Origin of the sequence: Marinovum sp. PR37 (assembly GCF_028807375.1) — a bacterium.
In the GTDB taxonomy this organism is placed as follows: Bacteria; Pseudomonadota; Alphaproteobacteria; order Rhodobacterales; family Rhodobacteraceae; genus Marinovum; species Marinovum algicola.
The window spans coordinates 1-20,706 of sequence record NZ_JARAML010000032.1 but is presented as its reverse complement, the minus strand read 5'-3'; the positions used below and the strand labels follow the sequence as shown (position 1 = coordinate 20,706).

Annotated in this window: 17 protein-coding genes; 4 read left to right on the top strand and 13 right to left on the bottom strand. The window is 67.3% G+C overall.

Features of this window, described 5'->3' with window-relative positions; translation table 11 throughout:
- Positions 1 to 30: 30 nt before the first annotated feature.
- From PVW49_RS20720 to PVW49_RS20690, 7 genes are all read right to left on the bottom strand, one after another.
- Positions 31 to 3,030: a hypothetical protein gene (locus PVW49_RS20720; RefSeq protein ID WP_274591455.1), complete on the bottom strand. Its 3,000-nt coding sequence runs from the start codon at positions 3,028 to 3,030 to the stop codon at positions 31 to 33.
- Positions 3,031 to 3,036: 6 nt separating this feature from the next.
- A complete protein-coding gene (gene pseI / locus PVW49_RS20715) occupies positions 3,037 to 4,107 on the bottom strand; it encodes a pseudaminic acid synthase (RefSeq protein ID WP_274591454.1) in 1,071 nt (356 codons plus the stop codon).
- Between the two features lie 60 nt (positions 4,108 to 4,167).
- Complete coding sequence (locus tag PVW49_RS20710) at positions 4,168 to 5,376, bottom strand: tetratricopeptide repeat protein (protein WP_274591453.1); 1,209 nt, start codon at positions 5,374 to 5,376, stop codon at positions 4,168 to 4,170.
- Between the two features lie 255 nt (positions 5,377 to 5,631).
- Positions 5,632 to 6,519, bottom strand: a complete 888-nt coding sequence (locus PVW49_RS20705; protein WP_274591452.1) for an NAD-dependent epimerase/dehydratase family protein — start codon at positions 6,517 to 6,519, stop codon at positions 5,632 to 5,634.
- A complete protein-coding gene (locus tag PVW49_RS20700) occupies positions 6,516 to 7,652 on the bottom strand; it encodes an ATP-grasp domain-containing protein (RefSeq protein ID WP_274591451.1) in 1,137 nt (378 codons plus the stop codon). Before PVW49_RS20700 ends, PVW49_RS20705 begins: the two co-directional genes overlap by 4 nt.
- Positions 7,649 to 8,704, bottom strand: coding sequence for a UDP-2,4-diacetamido-2,4,6-trideoxy-beta-L-altropyranose hydrolase (gene pseG, locus PVW49_RS20695; RefSeq protein WP_274591450.1), 1,056 nt, complete (start codon positions 8,702 to 8,704; stop codon positions 7,649 to 7,651). The genes PVW49_RS20700 and pseG overlap by 4 nt, the downstream gene beginning before the upstream one ends.
- A gap of 121 nt (positions 8,705 to 8,825) precedes the next feature.
- The gene (locus PVW49_RS20690) at positions 8,826 to 9,740 is read right to left on the bottom strand and encodes an N-acetylneuraminate synthase family protein (protein ID WP_274591449.1); all 915 of its coding nucleotides are present in this window, start codon (positions 9,738 to 9,740) and stop codon (positions 8,826 to 8,828) included.
- 78 nt (positions 9,741 to 9,818) lie between these two features.
- Between PVW49_RS20690 and PVW49_RS20685 the strand changes: the two genes are divergently transcribed.
- Positions 9,819 to 10,613, top strand: coding sequence for a glycosyltransferase family 2 protein (locus PVW49_RS20685; protein ID WP_274591448.1), 795 nt, complete (start codon positions 9,819 to 9,821; stop codon positions 10,611 to 10,613).
- 18 nt (positions 10,614 to 10,631) lie between these two features.
- Here the strand turns inward: PVW49_RS20685 and pseC are convergent, their stop codons facing one another.
- Positions 10,632 to 11,789: a UDP-4-amino-4,6-dideoxy-N-acetyl-beta-L-altrosamine transaminase gene (pseC, locus tag PVW49_RS20680; RefSeq protein WP_274591447.1), complete on the bottom strand. Its 1,158-nt coding sequence runs from the start codon at positions 11,787 to 11,789 to the stop codon at positions 10,632 to 10,634.
- Positions 11,786 to 12,787 carry a UDP-N-acetylglucosamine 4,6-dehydratase (inverting) gene (gene pseB, locus PVW49_RS20675; protein WP_048536066.1) on the bottom strand — a complete coding sequence of 334 codons (1,002 nt, stop codon included), beginning with the start codon at positions 12,785 to 12,787 and terminating at the stop codon, positions 11,786 to 11,788. The genes pseC and pseB overlap by 4 nt, the downstream gene beginning before the upstream one ends.
- A 198-nt stretch (positions 12,788 to 12,985) precedes the next feature.
- On the opposite strand from pseB, the gene PVW49_RS20670 reads away from it, so the two are divergent.
- Both PVW49_RS20670 and PVW49_RS20665 read left to right on the top strand, forming a co-directional pair.
- A complete protein-coding gene (locus PVW49_RS20670; protein WP_274591446.1) occupies positions 12,986 to 13,954 on the top strand; it encodes a DUF2793 domain-containing protein in 969 nt (322 codons plus the stop codon).
- 279 nt (positions 13,955 to 14,233) lie between these two features.
- Positions 14,234 to 15,121, top strand: a complete 888-nt coding sequence (locus PVW49_RS20665) for a class I SAM-dependent methyltransferase (protein ID WP_048536065.1) — start codon at positions 14,234 to 14,236, stop codon at positions 15,119 to 15,121.
- On the opposite strand, the gene rfbA is transcribed toward PVW49_RS20665, so the two are convergent.
- From rfbA to rfbC, 4 genes are read right to left on the bottom strand one after another with little or no spacing between them, the layout of a single operon-like run.
- A complete protein-coding gene (gene rfbA, locus PVW49_RS20660; protein WP_274591445.1) occupies positions 15,069 to 15,983 on the bottom strand; it encodes a glucose-1-phosphate thymidylyltransferase RfbA in 915 nt (304 codons plus the stop codon). The two genes, PVW49_RS20665 and rfbA, sit on opposite strands and share 53 nt — an antisense overlap.
- Complete coding sequence (gene rfbD, locus PVW49_RS20655; RefSeq protein WP_074839912.1) at positions 15,983 to 16,825, bottom strand: dTDP-4-dehydrorhamnose reductase; 843 nt, start codon at positions 16,823 to 16,825, stop codon at positions 15,983 to 15,985. The genes rfbA and rfbD overlap by 1 nt, the downstream gene beginning before the upstream one ends.
- A complete protein-coding gene (gene rfbB, locus PVW49_RS20650; protein WP_274565286.1) occupies positions 16,822 to 17,922 on the bottom strand; it encodes a dTDP-glucose 4,6-dehydratase in 1,101 nt (366 codons plus the stop codon). The genes rfbD and rfbB overlap by 4 nt, the downstream gene beginning before the upstream one ends.
- Positions 17,919 to 18,482, bottom strand: coding sequence for a dTDP-4-dehydrorhamnose 3,5-epimerase (gene rfbC, locus PVW49_RS20645; protein ID WP_048536060.1), 564 nt, complete (start codon positions 18,480 to 18,482; stop codon positions 17,919 to 17,921). The genes rfbB and rfbC overlap by 4 nt, the downstream gene beginning before the upstream one ends.
- Positions 18,483 to 18,671: 189 nt before the next feature.
- Between rfbC and PVW49_RS20640 the strand changes: the two genes are divergently transcribed.
- A partial coding sequence (locus tag PVW49_RS20640; RefSeq protein ID WP_274591444.1) for a S8 family serine peptidase occupies positions 18,672 to 20,706 on the top strand: 2,035 nt, incomplete at its 3' end.

Here is a 20,706-nt window from a genome sequence, read left to right as displayed (position 1 = left end):
TTATCCTGCGCCCTCGCGCCCGAGCTGCACTCAGGGATCGGCGCTGCCCGGCTCGCCGGCGAAGCCCAGGGCGCGGGCGGCCAGCTGCGTCACTGCCGGATCCACCGCGGTGCGGTAGCGGTCGAGGTCTTCCGCGATCCACCAGGGCGGATACATCACCGTATTGGTCACCGGACGGGCGTGGTAGCGATAGGGCAGCGTGAAGGCCTCGCTGGCCATGTAATCCAGCCAGACCGCCGCCCGATCGGCCAGGTCCGGCACCGCCTGCACCGGCTGTTCAAAGCGCAGCGCCGCCTCGAAGGCCTCGACGGTCTCGGCCACCGGATGGCCGATCGGATAATCGATCGGCGCGAAATGCCCGGCCAGCAGGCAGGGGATCTCCAGAAGCCCCATCTCCACCGCGGTGGTGCCGTTATAGACCAGCCCGAGATCGACGATCTCGGCCAGGTCCTGGATGTCGAACCAGCGGTGGCCCAGGACCATGGCATTGTCGCCCAGCGGCGTCTCGATCAGATCGGTGAAATACTGGGTCAGGAAGGTGGCGATCTGGTTGTTGAGCTCATGCGGATGCGGCTTGATCAGCAGCAGGGTGCGGCTGTCCTGGACCGCGCGGATGCAATGGTTGAGCCAGCCCTGCATCGAGTCATGCACCGGCCCGCCGTCAAAGGGCACCGAACTGTCGCAGACCACCTTGCCGAAGGCGCAGGCCACCCGGCCGCCATCGGCCTTCCAGGCGCGGATGCGCGCCAGCGCCGCCTCGGCCTCGGGCGGGCGGGTGGTGCTGTCGCCGGTCGAGCGGCGCACCTGCGGGGTGGCGGCAAAGCGCGCCCGGATCTCCGGCAGCCGGTCCTGCACCTCGGCGTAGTAGCGTGCGAAGTTCCCCGGCCGGGGAAAGGAGGCCGAGCGGGTCTCCGGCGCGGCGGTGGTGTTGCGCAGCACGAAACGCTCGGAGAGGTTGGTGGAGAAATTGGTGAAGTAGTTCTGATAGCCATTGGCCACATGGACGTGAAAGAAGGTCTCGGGATCGCCATGTGCCCTGGCATAGGCGGCATAAAGCGCATCCGGCAGCCGGGCGTTGAACAGCGACATGTGCATCACCGGCAGGCCGGTCTCCCGGCCCAGATCCTGGGCATAGCGCAGCGCCCGCGCCATCAGACCGGTCCAGCCCATCAGCATCCCGAGGTAGGATTGCAGTTCCGGGCAGCCGTAGTTCAGCGTGTAGCGCCGCCGGTTGATCGCCGCATCCTCCCAGACCGCATGAGAGAGGCCGAGCCCGGCCCAGCTCAGCTGGCCCTGCGCGGGATCGGCCTCGAAGCCCTCGAGCGCCGGAAACGCCGCTTCGGCGGCCGCCGTCAGATGCTGGTTCGGGGTCAGCGCACCGGCGAGCAGGTCGATCCCGGCCCGGCCGGTGGGCTGTGGCGGCAAAAGCCCCTGCACCAGCGGCAGCACCGCCCAGCCGCAGCGCTTGAGCTCGAGCAGCACCATCAGCGGATAGCGCCGCAGCGCGTCGATGTTGCGCGCCGGGATCACCACGATGCCGCGTGGCCGGGCCGGCTGAGCCACGCTGCGCCAGAGCTCGGCGGTCTCGACCAGGAAGGCCAGTTCGCCGGCGCGTTTGATCAGGCTGTGGTTCGACACCGCGTTGAGCTTGGAGGGGTTGGCCAGCGCCTGGCCGTGGATGTCGCGCAGGAGATCCTGCGCTGCCTCGAACCGCCCCTGCCGCTGCAAGATATTGACGTAATAAAGTGCGCCCGCGCGGCGGCGCATCCCCTCTGACAGCGATTTGAACATCGCCTCGGCGCCGGCGTCGTCCTGCGCCAACTGCGCCCAGCGAAAGAAGTTCTGCACATCGCGGTTGATCCGCGGCGGCTGTTGCCGGACCTGCGCCATGATCCGCGCCGCCCGGCCCATCTCGGCGTCGTCGCGGGCCAGCGCCGCCGGGGCGGGCCACAAGAGCGGCAGATACTCCGGCAGCGCCGAAAGCGCCTCGAGCTGTTCCGCGATCCGTATCGCGAGCGCCGGCCGGTCCAGCCGGCGGGCCAGGCGCAGCAGGGTGCAGAGGGTCAGCACCTGTTGCTCGGCGCCGACGGGATCCTGCGGACAGGGCTGGAACAGGGTTTCGATCTCGACTGACAGGCTGTCGAGCCGCTGCGCCGCCCTGGCAAAGGAGGCGCTGTAATCGGGGCTGTGGCGGATCGAGGTACGCAGCATCGCCTGCACCGCCGAAAGCCGGGCCGGCAGATCGCCGACGGCCTCGAAGTCGCGGTCGCAGATCTCGAGATACTGGTCGCGCAGCCGCCCTTGCAGCGCATGTTCCTTGAACGACAGCAGGGTCTCGGCGCCCTCGATCAGGCCCGTTTCCGGAGCTGTCCGGGGAGTTGCCCCCTCGCCTGCCCCCGCCCCGGCGGGACCTGTCAGCCCCTCGTAGTCGCCGGTCTCGTCGGCCCAGTCCATCCGCTCGCGCGCAATCAGATCGACCACCCGCCAGCTCTGCTCCAGCAGCCGGAAGCGGCGGGCCTGCAGCCAGTCCGGCGCCGGCGGCGGGCTGTTGATCTCTTCCACCAGAGCGCGGCCGGCGGCCATGTGGTCGCCCGCCATCGCCTGGCAGAGCGCGATGACATGGCTCAGGAAGGCGCTTTCCCTGAAGCGCTTGCGGGCGGCGCGCGCCGCCTTGAGCAGCCGGGCCCGGCCGGCCTCGCTGCCCAGCTCCTCCGCCAGGATGCAGCCGGCGCGGAATTGCGCCGCCTGACCGGTGCGCTCCATCTCGGCCATGAGCCGCAGGATCCCGGTCAGATCGCGGGACTTGAGATATTGCGGCATCAGGTGGCGCAGGCGCTCGGCGCGGTAGCGCGCGCCGGCCTCGGCATCGCCGGCCGCCTCGGCCGCTAGGGCCAGAATGTGGAGCAGGCCGACATCGCGGGGATCGGCGGCATGCAGCGGCGCGACCAGCCGGCGTGCCAGCCGCGGCAGGCCCCGGCGCAGGGCGGCCTGGGCCGCCCGCCGCCGAAATGCCTCGAAGCGCGGGGCCATGTCGCCTCAGCTTTCGCCGTCGAGCAGGTCCCAGCTCATCGGGGTGCCGCGCTTGACGTCGCGGCCGACCTTGCGGCCCAAGAGCACGTCATAATGGCGCGGCGCGAGGCCCAGACCCGGGCGGATGCGGCGCAGGGTCTTCTCGGTCAGCACCTCGCCGGCCTTCATGTCCTCGCCGATGTAGAGCGAGCGGCGCTTCTTGCGGCCAGCCTGTTCCGAGGCGGTGCCGCCGAACCAGATCTCGCCCATCGCCTGGGCGGCGCGCTTGCATTCGGTGACCAGCGCGGTGAATTCGTCGGGTTCCAGCGAAAAGGCGCTGTCGACACCGCCTTCGGAGCGGTCGAGGATGAAGTGTTTCTCGATCACCGTGCCGCCGAGCGCGGTCGAGGCCACCGCCACGCCATTGCCCATGGTGTGATCCGAGAGGCCGAAATTGGTGCCGAAGGTCTGGCCGATCACCGGCATGGTGACGAGATTGGTGTTTTCCGGGCTCGCCGGGTAGGACGAGGTGCATTTCAGCAGCGTCAGGTTGGTGCAGCCGGCCGCGCGCGCGGTTTCCACCGCCTCGCCGATCTCGACGACGCTGGCCATGCCGGTGGAGATGATCATCGGCTTGCCGGTCTGCGCCACGCGGCGGATCAGCGGCAGGTCGATCGCCTCGAAGGAGGCGATCTTGTAGAGCGGCGCGTCGAGGCTCTCGAGCAGGTCCACCGCATCCTCGGAAAACGGCGTCGACATGAACAGCAGCCCGTGTTCCTTCGCCCGGTCGGCGATCGGCTTGTGCCAGTCGGCCGGGGTATGGGCCTCCTCATAGAGGTCGTAGAGCGTGCGCCCGACCCAGAGCGATTTCGGATCGGTGATGGTGAACTCGCCCTCGGAGAGATCGAGCGTCATGCTGTCGGCGGTGAAGGTCTGGATCTTGATCGCATCGGCACCGGTCTCGGCGGCGGCATCGACGATCGCCAGCGCCCGGTCGAGCGACTGGTTATGGTTGCCCGACATCTCGGCGATGATGAAGGGGCTGCCGTCATTGGCAATGCCGTGGGACTTGCTGAGTTCTTCGCGCAGTGTGAGCATGGATAATCTCTTGTTCAATCGTGTCAGGGGGCGCGGGCGGCAGGACGCGAGGCGGAGACCTCACTCGGAGGCGGACATCTGTTCGCTCAACTTTTCCAGCTTGCGCGCGTAGGAGGCATTGTGCGGCGCCAGCCGCACCGCTTCGGCAAAATGCTTTCCGGCGAGGTCGAACTGCTTCTGCATCAGGTACATTTGCCCGAGGTCGAAATGCGACTGATCGGCATCGGGCCAGGCTTCGAGTATCTTCTGGTGGCAGTAGATCGCGCCATCCATCGCGCCGGTCATTCGCAGGCAATGGGCAAAGAGAAAACGGTGCTCTATGAAATTCGGCGTCATTGCCACGGCCAATGCCGCATGTTCACGGGCCTTGGCGGCCTCGCCCCGGCGCAGCAATATCCGCGCCATGAAGAAATTGACCCGCGCCGAAACCGGATAGGCCTTGAGCGCCTTCTGGAATTCCTCTTCGGCAATATCGTCCTGCTTGTTCTGGAAATACTGCCAGCCGCGATAGAAATGCCGCGGATAGGCGGCGAAATTGAGCGCATTGCCCTTTTCCATGATCGACGGCAGCGGCTGGTCCTCGACAAAGGCCCGGATCGTCGGGATCAGGCGCTCGGTGTGGAACAGGGTGCGCATGACGGTATGTTCGTCGTCGCGGAAGGTGACGATATTGATGTTGGACAGCTTGCGGATCATCGCCGCGCAATAGAGATTCACCGGGTCCATCTCGCCGGTATAGATGAACACCGGCCGTTCGGCCGCGGCCAGCCGCTCGCGCAGGTCGGGCACGGTGCGCGTGACATCGCCGGGGATCATCTTGGACGAGCGGGAAAACGGCAGATCGAGCACGATTTCCGGGCTGAAAGCCAGCACCGAGGCATCAAGCTCATGGCCGAAGAGCAGCGCCCCGTAGGCGCCCATGCTGCTGCCGATGGTATAGACCTTATCCGCCCCGGTGCCCTCGATCAGGCGGCGGATGCTGGCATAGGTCTCTTCCGGATCCGCGCCCAACCCGGGCACGCCCTGCTGGTACCAATCGTTGATCGGCACCCGCAGGTAAAGCTTGTGATAGGGCAGCGCATCGGCGTGTTTCCACAGGTTGAAACTGCCGGGCTTGGTGCCGGTGGCGCTGAGCAGAATCAGGAACTGCTTCGCGCCCGGATGCAAAAGCAGATGGTGGGTGTCGCTGACCAGCGGAACGCCATTGAGCGTATCGCCCGAGAATTCAGGCGTCTCAGCGGAAGAAGACCCCTCCTCCCGGGTATTCATATGTACAGCCGACAATGGAGAATTCCCTTTCCAAGCCTAGGTTGTTTGCATTATTTGAGGCAATTCCTCAAGCCCTGCCGGCCGCCGCAAATCCCTTGCCCCTGGGGCAAAGGAGAGACCGCGCTGCCAGGGGGCGGCCCTGCCTGCAAATGCGGCGCCCCGGACAGGGATCGGGCAGGCGCGGACCCGCGCCGGACAGGCCGGGGCGGGAAAAATCAATGGAAACCGAGACCTGGCTTGAGACCCGGGCCGGCGCTAGCCGCGCTCGGCGGTGCGCCGGAAATCCTCGAGCCCGGATTTCAGATCGAACTCCGGGCGCCAGTCCAGCGCCTCGGCGGCCCGGTCGAGCGCCATGGCCGTTTCGGGCATCGGCGCGTCGCTGTCGGTGTCGTAGCGGATGTTGCCGGCATTGCCAAAGACCCGGTTGGCGGTCTCGGCGATCTCGCCCACCGACCAGGCCCGGCCGCCGCCGATGTTGACCACGCCGCGCGCCTCCGAGGCCAGCGCCGCCTGAAAGGCCGAGACCGCGTCGCGCACGTAAAGCTGATCGATGCGGTAATCGGCATTGCCGGTAAGCACGATGGTCTCGCCCGCCCGGGCCTGGCCCACGAATTTCATCAGCGCCGGCGTGCCCTTTTCGCCGTGGCCGTAGACCGCCGCCAGGCGCAGCGCCACCGCCGAAGGCCCGCCGGCGCGGGTCAGCATCTCGAGATGCGCTTCGGCCATGAGCTTCGACAGCGCATAAGCGTTGATCGGATGGGCCGGCGCCTCTTCACGGTAGGGCAGGCCGGAGGCCGGGGAATAGACCGCGATGGTCGAGGCCAGCACCAGCCGCGACACCCCGGTCTCGCGGGCTGCCGCCACCAGATCGGCGATCTGGGCGACATTGGGCTGCCAGAAAGGCGCCAGATCCATCGGCGCATCCGCGCGGGTCATCCGACGGCCGGCCAGATGCACCACCGCCTCGGCGCCCGCCAGCGCGGCGACCAGGCTGTCGCGGGAATAATCGGTCTGCCGGTCGTCCGGGCCGGATGGCGCCCCGCGGCCCAGCCGCAATACCCGGTCGCCGGTCTGTTCCAGCGCCGCGCAGAGGTAGCGGCCGATGAAGCCCGAGGCCCCGGTGACGGCAATCACCCGGCTCATGCGCGGTTCCGCACGTAATAGCCCACCACTTCCAGCGTGCCATTGACCGGGCGCACGTCCTGGCCGGCGTCATAGCGGTATTCGTGGTAGATCGCATCCTCGGGCACCGGAAAGGCCGCGGCGCTGAACGGCTGGCCGGGGGCCATCTGCTGGAACATCAGCTCGGCGATCGGCCGCTGCCGGTCGCCCTCGCCGCCACCCGGCAGCTGTTCGGGCGTGCCCTCGCCGGTCAGGCAGTCCATCGCCATGGCGATCAGGTCGGCGCCCTCGGCGGCGCGGATCAGCCGCCACATGTGGCAGCCGTCGAGCCGCGGCGCGATTTCCACCACGCGGGGGCCTTCGGGGGTCACGATCATCTGGAAATAGAGCACCCCGTCGCGGCTGCCGAGCGCCGCGATGATGCCGTCGACCAGCGCCAGCGCGGCGCGCTGGTTGTCCTCGCTGACGTCATCGCAGGGCACCAGGTGGCCGCGCGGCACCCCCAGCGCATGGGGGCCATGCACCAGCCGCTCGGACAGCACCTTCATCTTCACCTCGCCGCCGCAGACCAGCACGTTGCAGGAGATCTCGACCCCGTCGAGGAAGCCTTCGACAATCGCCTGGCTGCTGCGCGAAAAGCCCACCGCCGCCGCGATCGCCGGCGCCAGGTCTGCCGCCCGGTCGACCCGGACGACGCCGCGTTGACCTTGCGCATCGGTCGGCTTGACCATGCAGGGGAAGGTGTCCCAGCCCGCGGCCTCTTCGGCGCTGGCCAGCTTGCGGTAGGGCACCGGGCCGAGATCATGCTCGGCCAGGAAACCGCGCAGGGCGGCCTTGTCGTCGAGCAGATCGATGAAGGCGCTGTCGTAGAAATGCGGCAGGCCGACCCGTTCGGAGAGCGCCACCACCGATTTCATCGCCACATCCGAGGAGATCGAATAGATCAGGTCGGGCTTGTGCCGTTCGACCACCGCCTCGAGCGCGTCGAGATCGACGATATTGACCGCCTCGACCACATCGCAGAAGGCCTGTCCGGGCTCACCCTTGACCGGAGAGGCGCCGATCACCCGCCAGCCGCGGTCCTTCATGTGACGGATCAGATCCGCTTGGCCGGCATTGGTGCCCAGCACCAGGATGGTTTTTTGCGTGCTCATGTCGTCTCGCTTTCCCGTTCGAGCAGCGCGTCGGTCAACCGCTGCGTGCCTTGTCCGTCGACCAGCGCCCGGCCCTTGGCGGCCATGGCGCGGCGGCGGGCGTCATCCTGGACCAGTTCCGAGACCGCCGCCCGCAGGCGGTCATCCCCGACGGTGCCCACCAGCCCCAGGAAGGGCGCCCCGGTGAGATCCTGCCAGCCGCGGCAGGGCCGCTCCTGGTTCGGCGCCAGCCCGACAAAGACCGTGGGCAGCCCGCAGATCGCCGCCTCGTAGCTCATCGTGCCGCCGCCGATCAGCGCCAGATCGCAGCCGCGCATCAGCCCGGCCATGTCGGGCGGGTTGACGTGGAACTCGGCCTGGCCGGCGGGCAGCGCCGCCACCGTCTCGGCAATCGCCGCGCGGCGGGGATTGCCGGCGCCCGAGACCAGCACCAGCGTCACCTCGGGGCCGAGCTGTCCGGCCAGGGTGCGCAGCGCCTGTTCCAGCGCGCCGCGATCGTCGCCGCCGCCAAAGGCCACCAGCACCCGGCGCACCGCGCGGCCATCGACCCGCGCGGTGATCCCGGTAAAGGCCGGGCGCAGCACCGCATAGGCCGGGCCGAACAGCGTCCGGGTATGCTCGGGCTCGGCCAGCCAGGGCAGATATTGCGCGCGTTTCTCGTAGGGGCTGGCATTGACCAGCAGATCGGGCTGGAACATCCAGGGGCGGGAGGCATCGAATTGTTGCAGCCAGCGCAGGCCGGCCGCGCGCAGACGCTGCTGATAGCCGGGATCGACGCGGTAGTCGTCCATCACCACATGGCGCGTGCCATGGGCTTCGCAGAGTGCCAGGACGCGGGCGGCATCGTCGTCAGAGCTGCCGCGATCCTCGACGCTGTGCCAGTTGGCAAAGAGCCGCTCGTCGGCGGGCTGGCGCAGGCTGTCGGGCGGGCCGAGCAGCACCGAGTGCCAGCCGAGCGCACCGAGATAGCGCGCCATCTCGCGACAGCGCATGAGATGGCCCAGGCCGACGCTGGCCGAGACATTGCAGCGGAAGATCACGGTGCCGGTCATCGGCTGTCACCCTGTGCGGACGTCCGGCGCCCGGTCATCGAAATGCGGGCCGGGCGGGCCGCCAATATGAAATATCCATGCCGCCCCGGCCGATGGCGGGGGGCGGCTGATCCTGAGAGGTTCAGGCCCGGCCGCCGGACCATTTCAGCTTGTCGCGCTGGACCTGTTCCACCGGCAGGATCTCCTGGCCCTTGAAGGCCAGCGCGCGGTCGACATTGGCGATGTCGCGGCACAGCCGGCGCAGCCCGTCGGGCTCGAGGCTGGCGGCGTGATCGGTGCCCTTCCAGGTGCGGTCGAGGGTGAAGTGGCGCTCGATATGCGAGAAGGTGCCCTTGCCCTCGGCTTCCATCATCCGGCCCACCGCCAGCGCCGCCACATCGGCGGCAATGCCCAGATGGTGACCGGAGAAGCCGATGCTTCTGACCCGGTCGCCGAAGCGTTCCATCAGCGACTTGATCTCGAACAGGCAGATGTCCTCGAAGGCCACCGGGTAGCCCGAGGTGCAGCTGTAGACCACCAGGTCCTTGGCGCGGCCGCGCTCTTCGTAGAAGTCCACCAGCTTGCCGATCTCGTCACCGGTCGACATGCCGGTCGAGACGTGGATCTCGCCGGCGAAATGCTCGCAGAGATAGCCTTGCAGCTCGTAGTGCTGGTTGGTGGCCGAGGGGATTTTCAGCATCGGCGGGTTTAGCGTGGTCATCTCCTTGGCCGAGGTCAGATCCCAGACCGAGGTGGAATAGGCGATGCCGTTGGCGCGGCATTCCTCGACCAGCTCCTTGTGCTGATCCAGGTCGAGCTCGAGAAACTCGCGGTGCGCGCCATAGGTCGGCCCATATGCGTTTTCCGGCACCGGGTGCGGCGTGTCATATTCGGAGGCGGTCAGAAGCTCGCGGTTGTGGCGCTTCTGGAACTTGGCGACATCCGCCTTGCAGACATGGGCGGCGACCCGGATCAATTCCTTGGCGGTCTCCAGATCGCCCTTGTGATTGCAACCAATTTCCGCAATCACTTGCACTGGCGGAGAAGCTTGAGTCATCTTTTCTAGCACCTAAAACAATGGGGTAGGGTCTTGCACCGGGAAGATCGTGGACACCGTTATCCCGTCCCCCCCCTCGTGTCAAACGCCCCCGGGACGCAGCCCGGGCAATTGTCGCGGGCGGCCTCCCCGGCGCCGGCGGTCTCGATCATCATGCCCTGCCTGAATGCCGCCGCCTGCCTGCCGCGCGCGGTGGCCTCGGTCACCGCCCAGACCCGGCACGACTGGGAGCTGATCATCGCCGACGACGGCTCCTCGGACGCCACCCCGGCGCTGGCCCGGGAGAGGGCGGCCGCCGATCCGCGGATCCGGGTGCTGGCGGCACCGGAGACCGGTCCGCGTGGCGCCGCCGCCGCCCGCAACCGCGGCATCGCCGTGGCGCGGGGGCGCTATCTGGCCTTTCTCGATGCCGATGACGAATGGCTGCCCGAAAAGCTGGCCCGCCAGCTGGGCTGGATGCAGGCCGAGGGGCTGGCGCTGACCTATACCGGCTTCTGGCGGAGACAGGGCGATCGGCGCCACGAGGTGAAGGTGCCGGCCCGGGTCGACCGGCAACAGCTGCTTTATGGCAATGTCATCGGCGTGCTGACCGCGATCTGCGACCGCGACCAGCTCGGGCCGATGGCGATGCCGCTGCTGCCGCTGCGGCAGGATTACGCCTTCTGGCTCGATCTGCTGAAACGCACCGAGGCGGCGCATGGGCTCCGGGAGCCGCTGGCCATCTATCACGTGACGCCGGGGTCGCTCTCGGCCAACCGCTGGCGCGCCAGCGCCGCCACCTGGCGGATGTACCGCGAGCATGCCGGCCTCGGCCCCCTGCCCGCCGCCTGGTACCTGGCCAGCCATGTGATCCGGCGGCTGATCCGGGGTTAGGGAAAAGGGGTCTCCGGTCTAAGCGCCGAAGACCTCGTGCAGCCTGTCGATCACGGTCTGCTGATCCTCGGCGCTCAGAGTGGCATACATCGGGATGGTGATCATCCGGCTGTAGTAATCCTCGGCATTCGGGCAATGGCCGGGACCAAAGCCCAGATCGCGATACCAGGGTTGCAGATAGACCGGGATGTAGAGCACGTTCACCCCGATCCCCAGCGCGCGCAGCCGCGTGAAGGCGGTCTTGCGGTCGACCGGGGCGTCATCCGTCACCAGCACCGGATAGAGATGCAGGCCCGAGCGCTGGAAATCGGCCTGGGCCGGCAGTTTCAGCGGCAGATCCGCCAGCGCGCGGTCATAGACCGCGCGGCGTTCGTGGCGGGCGTCGATATAGGCATCCAGCCGGGTCAGCTGGCTGCGGCCGAGCGCCGCCTGAAGATCGGTGATCCGGTAATTGTAGCCCAGCAGGGTCTGCTGGTAATACCACGGCCCGTCGCTCTCGCCGCGCATCCGCTCGGGCTCGCGGGTGATGCCATGGGTGCGCAGCATCGCCATCACCGCCGCCAGCTCGTCGTCATTGGTCATCGCCATGCCGCCTTCGGCGGTGGTGATGATCTTGACCGGATGGAAGGAGAAGATGGTGATGTCGGAATGGGCGCAATTGCCGACCTTGCCGTCGCGGTAATCGCCGCCGACCGCGTGGCTTGCATCCTCGACCAGGGCAAAGCCGTATTTCGCCTTGAGCGCGCCCAGCCGTTCCATGTCGCAGCATTGCCCGGCGAAATGCACCGGGGTCACGATCTTGGGCAGGCGGCCGGCCTTTTCGGCCGCGGCCAGCCTGGCCTCGAGCGTATCGAGGCAGATGTTGTAGCTGTCGGGATCGATGTCGATGAAATCCACATCCGCGCCGCAGTAGAGCGCGGCATTGGAAGTGGCAACGAAGGTGTTGGGCGAGGTCCAGAGCAGATCGCCCTGCCCCAGACCGAGCGCCATGTAGGCCACATGCAGCGCCGAGGTGGCGGAACTCATCGCCACCGCGTGTTTCACCCCGCAATAGGCCGCCAGATCGGCCTCGAACCCCGCGATCGCGGGGCCCTGGGTGATGAAGTCGCTGGTCAGGACATCGCGTACGGCGGCGAGATCGGCCTCGGTTATGTCCTGACGGCCATAGGGAATCATGCCATTGCCATCCGGTTGAATTCGACGATCTCGTCGACCGTGAGGAAGTGATCGTTGGCGCCCGAGTTGTATTCGAAGCCCAGCGACACCGGCTTGCCCTCTTCGCCAAGCGCATTGGTGGTGAAGGCATTCTCGCGGTCGAAGAACTTGATGGTCGGCTGCAACACGTAGTGATCGCCGAATTCCAGCGTCAGGTGGCTGTCGTCACCGGGGCACATGATCTCGTGCAGCTTCTCGCCGGGGCGGATGCCGACCACGTGCTGCTCGAGCTCGGGGGCGATCGCGCGGGCCAGCTCGGGGACGCGCACCGAGGGGATCTTGGGCACGAAGATCTCGCCGCCGTACATCCGCTCGAAGTTCTTGAGCACGAAGTCCACACCCTGCTGGAGCGAAATCCAGAACCGGGTCATGTTCATGTCGGTGATCGGCAGCGAGGTGGCGCCCTGGGCCTTCAGGTTCTCGAAGAAGGGCACGACCGAGCCGCGCGAGCCGACCACGTTGCCGTAACGCGCGACCGAGAAGCGGGTGGGCTTGGTGCCCACCATGTTGTTGGCGGCGACAAAGAGCTTGTCGGAGGCCAGCTTGGTGGCGCCATAGAGGTTGATCGGGTTGGCAGCCTTGTCGGTGGAGAGCGCCACGACCTTCTCGACATTGTTGGCAATCGCCGCGTGGATGACGTTTTCGGCGCCATGCACGTTGGTCTTGATGCATTCCATCGGGTTGTATTCGGCGGCCGGCACCTGCTTGAGCGCGGCGGCGTGGATGACATAATCGACGTCTTCCATCGCGGTAACCATGCGGTCACGGTCGCGCACGTCGCCGATGAAATACCGCATCTGCGGCGCATTGTAGGTCTGCGACATCTCGAACTGCTTCAGCTCGTCGCGCGAGTAGACAATGATCTTCTTGACCGAATAGCGTTCCAGAAGAGTCTTGACATATTTCTTGCCGAAGCTGCCGGTCCCCCCCGTAATAAGAACCGTTTTGTTATCAAACATCTGTCAAATCTCCTAAAGCGTCATGGGGCGCTCGTTAGCCTACTTCCCCGATTTTGACAACTCTGGAAAACGCCCCTGCAGCACCCTCTTGACAGCCGGTTAAGCCAGCGTGCGAAGGCTTTGCCGATCGGCAAGGCCGGGTCTGATAGGGCTGCGGGACCGGACCTCACCGCCCCGCGCAACCCTATGGAGAATCCCATGCCCAGCCTTTCGCCCAGCCTCTCGCTGCCCTACCTGCAACCGTCGCAGGCCCAGAAGCATGTCACCCACAACGAGGCCCTGCGCCGGCTGGACGCGCTGGTGCAGCTCCGGGTGGCGGAATTCGATGCCGTCACCCCGCCGGCCAGCCCGGCGGAGGGCGACACCCATGCCCTGGGCACCGGTGCCGGCGGCGCCTGGGCCGGGCAGGACGGCCGGCTGGCCTGCTACGGCGACGGCGCCTGGCTGTTCGTCGATCCGCAGGAGGGCTGGCGCGCCTGGGGGCTGGCCGAAAACCGCCTGCGGGTGTTTTCCGCCGGCAGTTGGCTGGCGGTGGTGCCGCCGCTGGAAAATCTGACCGGCCTGGGGGTCGGCACTAGTTCGGATGCCACCAACCGGCTGGCGGTGGCCTCGGAGGCGGCGCTCTTTACCCATGCCGGCAGCGACCACCGGCTGACGATCAACAAGGCCACGGCGACCGACACCGCCTCGGTGGTGCTGCAATCCGGCTGGTCCGGGCGGGCCGAGCTGGGGCTGGCGGGCGACGAGGATTTTCAGATCCGGGTCAGCGTCGACGGCAGCGCCTGGACCCCGGGGCTGAGCCTGCGCCGGGCCGATGGCTTGGCCCGGGTGCCCTGCCTGATGGCCGGCGCGATCGACATCGCCAACGATGCCGTGGGCTATGTGCCGACCCCCGGCGCCGGGGGCATGGTGGCGCTCAATCTCGTCGACCCGGATTATCCCCAGGCGCCGCATTCGGGGCTGTTCTCCTATGACACCGGCCCGTCGCTGGCGCTGCTCACCCTGGCGCGCGGAGCCAGCCTCGAAAACCACGGCGGCTCGGTGCTCTCCGGCACCACCGGCACCGACGGGCGCTCCTCTGTCGCGGTGCGCGCCGGCGAATTGCAGATCGAGAACCGCCATGGCGGGCCGCGCCGTTATGCCTACAGCTTTCTCAACACCTACTGAGGATGCCCGGGCGGGCGGTCAGCGCCATCCGGGCGGTTTCACAGGGAGATTTCCGCCTTTGACGGGATCAAGCCGGATGACCTATAAGGCGGAAACGGATCGGAGAGAAAAGATCATCGGCGTTCGGAAGGCGCACGGGACCAATGCAGATCGGAGGCTCTCTGCCTCTGCTGCAGCGTTACCCTGGCAAAGGTCTTCAGGCGGCACAAATTATCGGCTGCGTGATTGCAACCTTGTACGGGGCGTGAGATGTCAGTCCAAATCAAATTCCGGGCTCCTATGAAAACAGAACCGAAATCCTTTTCAGTCCGTCATCCGCAGACCGATCCCCGCCCCTGTCCGGCGTGCGGTGCCGATGCTCTGGGCTTCAGCAGCGATTACCCCTCGAACGTGAAACCCTTTGCGCCGCAGACCGTGCTCTATTGTACCGTCTGCGGGTTGGGCCATGTGCCTGATTCCGCTGAGATGCTGGCCGATTACTATCGCCAGGATTATGCCAAGACTAACCGCAAGGATCGCGAGATCGCGCCGGAAACCTATTTCTCCGAGGAATACCGCGAGAGCTCGCGGATGATGCAGCGCTATTTCCGCCGCGCCCGGTCGCAGATCATCCGTCTCAAGAAACATGGCGGGCGTTTCAACCGGGTGCTCGATTTCGGCAGCGGCCCGGGATATCTGCTCCATTACAGCCATGCCAAAAGCCCCTATGCCTTCGAGCCCGATATCGAGAGTGCCAAATACCTCGATCATATCGGCGCAATGCAATTCGATGAGCTTTCCGAGATTCCGCAGAATTATTTTGATGTGATCGTCGCCTCGCATTCGGTCGAACACCTGGTGGCCGAAGAGCTGATCGAGACGCTGCGCCATCTGGTCGGCGCACTGCGCCCGCATGGGCTGATGCTGATCGAGGTGCCGCAGGGCGGCCATTCCTATCTGCATCTGGAAGGCGCGCGGCAGGATCCGCATACGCTGTTCTTCACCCCGCAGGCGCTGGTCGAGGCGGTGACCCGGTCGGGCGGCGAGATCGTCTATGCCGGGGCGGTGGCCAAGCCCGAGATCCCGCGCCGCGAAAAGCCGATCTACACGCCCGCCGGCACCGCCTTCAACAAGGTCAACCGGGGCGGGCTGACCGTGGTCTGCCGCCGTCCCCAGCCGGCGCAATGAGCCCGCTCAGATAGGCGCCATAGGCGGTCTTGGAAAAGAGCTCGGCCCGGGCGCGCAGCGCCGCGGCGTCGATCCAGCCCTGGCCAAAGGCGATCTCTTCCGGGCAGCCGACCTGCATGCCCTGGCGTTCGCTGAGCGTGCGGACGAAATTGCCGGCATCGAGCAGCGAGCCATGGGTGCCGGTATCGAGCCAGGCATAGCCGCGGCCCATCTGCTCGACCGAGAGCAGCCCGTCACGCAGGTAGCTGCCCAGCAGATCGACGATCTCGAGCTCGCCGCGCGCCGAAGGCCTGACCGCGCGGGCCCGCACGGGCGCGCTGCCGTCGAGGAAATAGAGCCCGGTCACCGCATAGGGCGATGGCGCCACCGCCGGTTTCTCGACGATGCGGCGCACCTTGCCGTCGGGGCCGAAATCCACCACCCCGTAGCGTTCGGGATCGGCGACGCGATAGCCGAAGACCGAACCGCCGGTCGCGCGCGCATCCGCCGCCGCCAGCTGTTCCGGCAGCCCGTGGCCAAAGAAGATGTTGTCGCCGAGCACCATGGCGCTCGGCGCGCCGGCGAGGAAATCCTCGGCCAGCAGATAGGCCTGGGCCAGCCCCTCGGGGCGGGGCTGTTCGATATAGGTGAAGCTGACACCCCATTGGCTGCCATCGCCCAGGGTGCGGCGGAACTGGTCCTGGTCCTGCGGCGTGGTGATCACCGCGATCTCGCGGATGCCCGAGAGCATCAGCACCGAGAGCGGGTAATAGATCATCGGCTTGTCATAGACCGGCAGCAGCTGCTTGCTGATGCCCATGGTGATCGGATAGAGCCGCGTGCCCGAGCCGCCGGCCAGTATGATCCCCTTGCGTGTGCTCATCATGCCTCCAGAAGCTCCAGCGCCGCAGACAGCCCGGCGCGCCAGTCGGCAGGGGTAATGCCGAAATCCGCCCGGAGTTTGGCGCAATCGAGACGGGAATTGAGCGGCCGCCGCGCCGGGGTGGGATAGGCGCTGCTGGGGATGTCGGTGACGGTGACATCACGGCCCGCCCCGGCAAAGATCGCGCGGGCGAAGCCGGCCCAGCTGATCGCCGGCGCGCCGGCGTAATGATAGGTGCCGCCGCCCTGCCCCGCGCAAAGCGCCGCTGCCATCCTCAGCAATGTCGCGGCGATCTCCGCCGCCGGGGTCGGGCCGCCGAGCTGATCGGCGACCACCGAGAGGCTGTCGCGGGTCTCGCTCAGGCGCAGCATGGTCGTGAGGAAATTCGCCCCCTCGGCCGAGAACACCCAGGAGGTGCGCAGGATCACATGCCGCCCGCCCGCCGCGCGCACGGCCGCTTCGCCGGCCAGCTTGCTGCGGCCATAGGCGTTGAGCGGACCCACGGGATCGTCTTCGCGCCAGGGCCTGTCGCCGGAGCCGTCAAAGACATAGTCGGTGGAGACATGCAGGAAGGGAATGCCGCGCGCGGCACAGGCCTGCGCCATGGCCGCCGGCGCCGCGGCGTTGATCCGGGTGGCCAGCGTCTCTTCCTGCTCGGCCCGGTCGACCGCGGTATAGGCGGCGGCATTGATCACCGCGCGCGGGGCGGCGGCATGGATCGCCGCGGCACAGGCCGCGGGGTCCAGGAGATCGGCCTCGGCCCGGCCCAGCGCCGTGACCGCCTCCTGGCGCTGCAACGCGCGGGCAAGCTGACCGGTGCGGCCGAAGACCAGCAGGCTCATTCTTCAGGGCTCCGCCGGTTCGCGCCTGAAACCGTCCCCCGGTGGGGGTCCGAAACGGCGCCCACCCCGAGCCGCGTGCCCACCCCCTGGCGCGATTGCAGCGCCCGCCACCAGGCCTCGTTGTCGAGATACCATTGCACGGTGCGCTCCAGCCCCTCGTCAAGCGTGACCGAGGGCCGCCAGCCCAGTTCCCGGGCGATCCGCGCCGGATCGATCGCATAGCGCGCGTCATGGCCCGGGCGGTCGGCGACAAAGGTGATCTGATCGGCATAGGAGCCCGAGGGCTTCGGCCGTTTGGCATCGAGGATGGCGCAGAGCGTCCGCACCAGCTCGAGATTGCTGCGCTCGTTCTCGCCGCCGATGTTGTAGCTCTCGCCCGGGGCGCCCCGGCTCAGCACCAGCAGCAGCGCTTCGGCATGATCCTCGACATACAGCCAGTCGCGCACGTTCGAGCCATCGCCGTAGATCGGCAGCGGCCGGCCCGCCAGCGCGCCGAGGATGATCACCGGGATGAGCTTTTCCGGGAAGTGGTAGGGGCCGTAGTTGTTGGAACAATTGCTCAGCACCACCGGCAGCCCGTAGGTGTGGAACCAGGCCCGCACCAGGTGATCGCTGGCCGCCTTGGAGGCCGAATAGGGCGAGCGCGGGTCATAGGGCGTGTCCTCGGTGAACCTGCCCTCGGGCCCCAGCGAGCCGAAGACCTCGTCGGTGGAGATGTGGTGAAAGCGGAAATGCGCGGGACGGCCGGCCTCGGTCCAGTATCCGCGCGCCGCCTCGAGCAGGGTGTAGGTGCCGGTGACATTGGTCTCGACAAAGGCGCCGGGGCCGTCGATCGAGCGGTCGACATGGCTCTCGGCCGCCAGATGCATCACCGCATCGGGGGCATGGCGGGCGAAGATCCGGTCGAGCGCGGCGCGGTCGCGGATATCGGCATGTTCGAAGGCATACTCCGGGTGATCGGCGACGCTGGCCACATTGTCGAGACAGGCGGCATAGGTCAGCGCGTCGAGATTGACCACCGCATGGCCGGCGGCAATCGCCTGCCGCACCACCGCCGATCCGATGAAGCCGGCGCCGCCGGTGATCAGCAGCTTCACGCCGGGCGCTCCGCGAAGCTCTCGAGATCGGCCAGCCGGCCGGCGGCGGCATCGCGCGCCGAAAGCACCGGCGCCCGGCCCTCGAGCCCCCAGTCGATCCCGAGCTCGGGATCGTCCCAACGCACGCCGCGCTCATGGGCGGGGGCATAGGTGTCGGTGCATTTGTAGAGGATCTCGGTGTCGGGGTCGCGGGTCACGAAACCATGCAGGAAGCCTTCGGGGATCAGCAGCTGCCGGCCGTTCTCGAAGCTCAGCTCGACCCCGACCCATTGCCCGAAGGTGGCAGAGCCCGGCCGGATGTCGACCGCCACGTCATAAAGCCGGCCGCGGCCGCAGCGCACCAGCTTGGCCTGGGCGCGCGGCGGCAGCTGGCAATGCAGCCCGCGCAGGGTGCCGGGCGTGGCCGAAAGCGAATGGTTGTCCTGGACGAAATCCAGCGTGATGCCCTGCGCCGCCAGGGTCTCGCGGTTCCAGCTTTCGGAGAAAAAGCCGCGGTTGTCGCCATGGCGGGCGGGGGTGAGGATCAGCACGCCCTCGAGCGCGGTCTTCTCGATCTGCAAGGGGGACCTCTTCTGTCGCGGCCGGGATGCGCCCTTGGCTTAGCAAGCCCGCCCCGGCTTGTCACCCGAGGCGCGCGCAATGCGATTGTCATAACCGGGCGAACGCGGCAGAGTACGTCAATCCCGGCCGGGGCCCCTCGTGTGGCGCCGGACCGCTATTTGAAAACGTCACCCTTCGGGAGCGCAGGCATGGTTGCGTCAACCAATCCACTTTACACTCAGCAATGGCATTTCAATCTCATCGGCGACATCGAGGCGATCTGGGCCGATTACACCGGCAGCGGCGTGACCGTCGGCGTCTATGACGACGGCACCGAAGCGGTGCATGAGGACCTCGACGGCAATTACGACAGCACGTTGCACTACATGGGCCTCGGGGCCGACGACGGCCAGCCCAACAGCGCCGCCGACGGCCATGGCACCTCGGTCGCCGGGATCATCGCGGCCGAGAACAATTCCCTCGGCGGGGTCGGCGTGGCCTTCAATGTCACCATCGCCGGGGTCGACCTGCTCAACGATGTCTTCGCCCAGGGCAATGACGTGAACAACGACGCCCTGCGGTTCATGGAAACCTTCGACATCACCAACAACAGCTGGGGTTACACGCCGACCTACGAGCAATTCCTCAACCTCAGCGACCCCGGCAGCGTCGCCGGCCAGGAGGGCGCGGCCTTTGCCCATGCGGCAGAGAACGGCCGCGGCGGGCTGGGCACGATCATCCTCAAGGCGGCGGGCAACGACACCCTCAACGCCCAGGGCGAGGGCCACAACAGCCTGCACCAGGTCATCACCGTGGCCGCCGCCGGCCAGAGCGGCGAGATCGCCAATTATTCCAACTGGGGGGCCAACCTGCTGATCACCGCGCCGGCGGCCTCGGTCACCACCGATCTCGAGGGCAGCGGGGGCTACAGCCCGGACAATTACACCGACACCTTCGGCGGCACCTCGGCGGCGACGCCGGTGGTCTCGGGGGTGGTGGCGCTGATGCTTCAGGCCAACCCCGATCTCGGCTGGCGCGATGTGCAGAACATCCTGGCGATTTCCGCCGCCCATACCGGCTCGGCCTATGGCGGCAGCGGCAGCGGCTCGGAGGTGGGCGACTGGCTGGCCAATGGCGCCGGCAACTGGAACGGCGGCGGCATGAGCTTCCACCATTCCTATGGCTTCGGCATGGTCGATGCCTTTGCCGCGGTGCGCATGGCCGAGGTCTGGGACCTGCTCTATGCCGATGCCGCCACCAGCGCCAACCTGGAGGTGCTCACCGCCAGCTACAGCGGCGCGCCGGTGGCGATCACCGACAACAGCACCGCCTCGGTCACCCTCAGCGTGACCGAAGGCGTGATCATCGAGCATATCTATGTCACCATCGAAGGCAGCCACACCTATATGGGCGCCCTGACGATCCAGCTCGAATCCCCCACCGGCGAGATCTTCGACCTGTTCCTGAACGAGCCGGGCAACAACGACCTCAACGGCACCTGGGTGTTCGGCGTCTCCGGCGCGCTCGGGGTCAGCTCGGTCGGCGACTGGACGATCCACATCACCGACAACGCCAATTTCGATGAGGGCTCGCTCACCGGCGTCGAGTTGGAGTTCCGCGGCGCGGATGCCACCACCGATACCGTGCACCACATCACCGGCGATTTCACCGACTACCTCGCCCAGGAGGCCGGGCGCGGCACCATCGAGGACAGCGACGGCGGCACCGACTGGCTCAACATGGCGGCGCTCACCGATGCCATCGCGGTCACCCTGGCCAGTGGCGCGGCGATCACCGTGGGCGGCACGCAATGGGCCAGTATCGGCAGCGGGCTGATCGAGAACATCGCCACCGGCGACGGCAATGACACCGTCACCGGCCTGGGCGACGACAACCATATCGTCACCGGCCGCGGCAATGACCGGATCGACGCCGGGGCCGGCGACGACACCATCGATGCCGGCGGCGGCGCCGATACCGTCGACGGCGGCGCCGGCAATGATTCCATCTTCGGCGACTGGGGGGCCGACAGCCTGACAGGCGGCGCCGGCAATGACACGCTGATCGGCGACAGCGCCTTCGACACGCTCGAGGGCGGCGATGGCAACGACAGCCTGGTCGGCGGCACCGGCGCCGACAGGCTCGACGGCGACGGCGACAATGACACCCTGCTGTCGAACACTGGGGTCGACACCGTCTTCGGCGGCGCCGGCGACGACTGGATCAGCTCGGGCAATGGCGCCG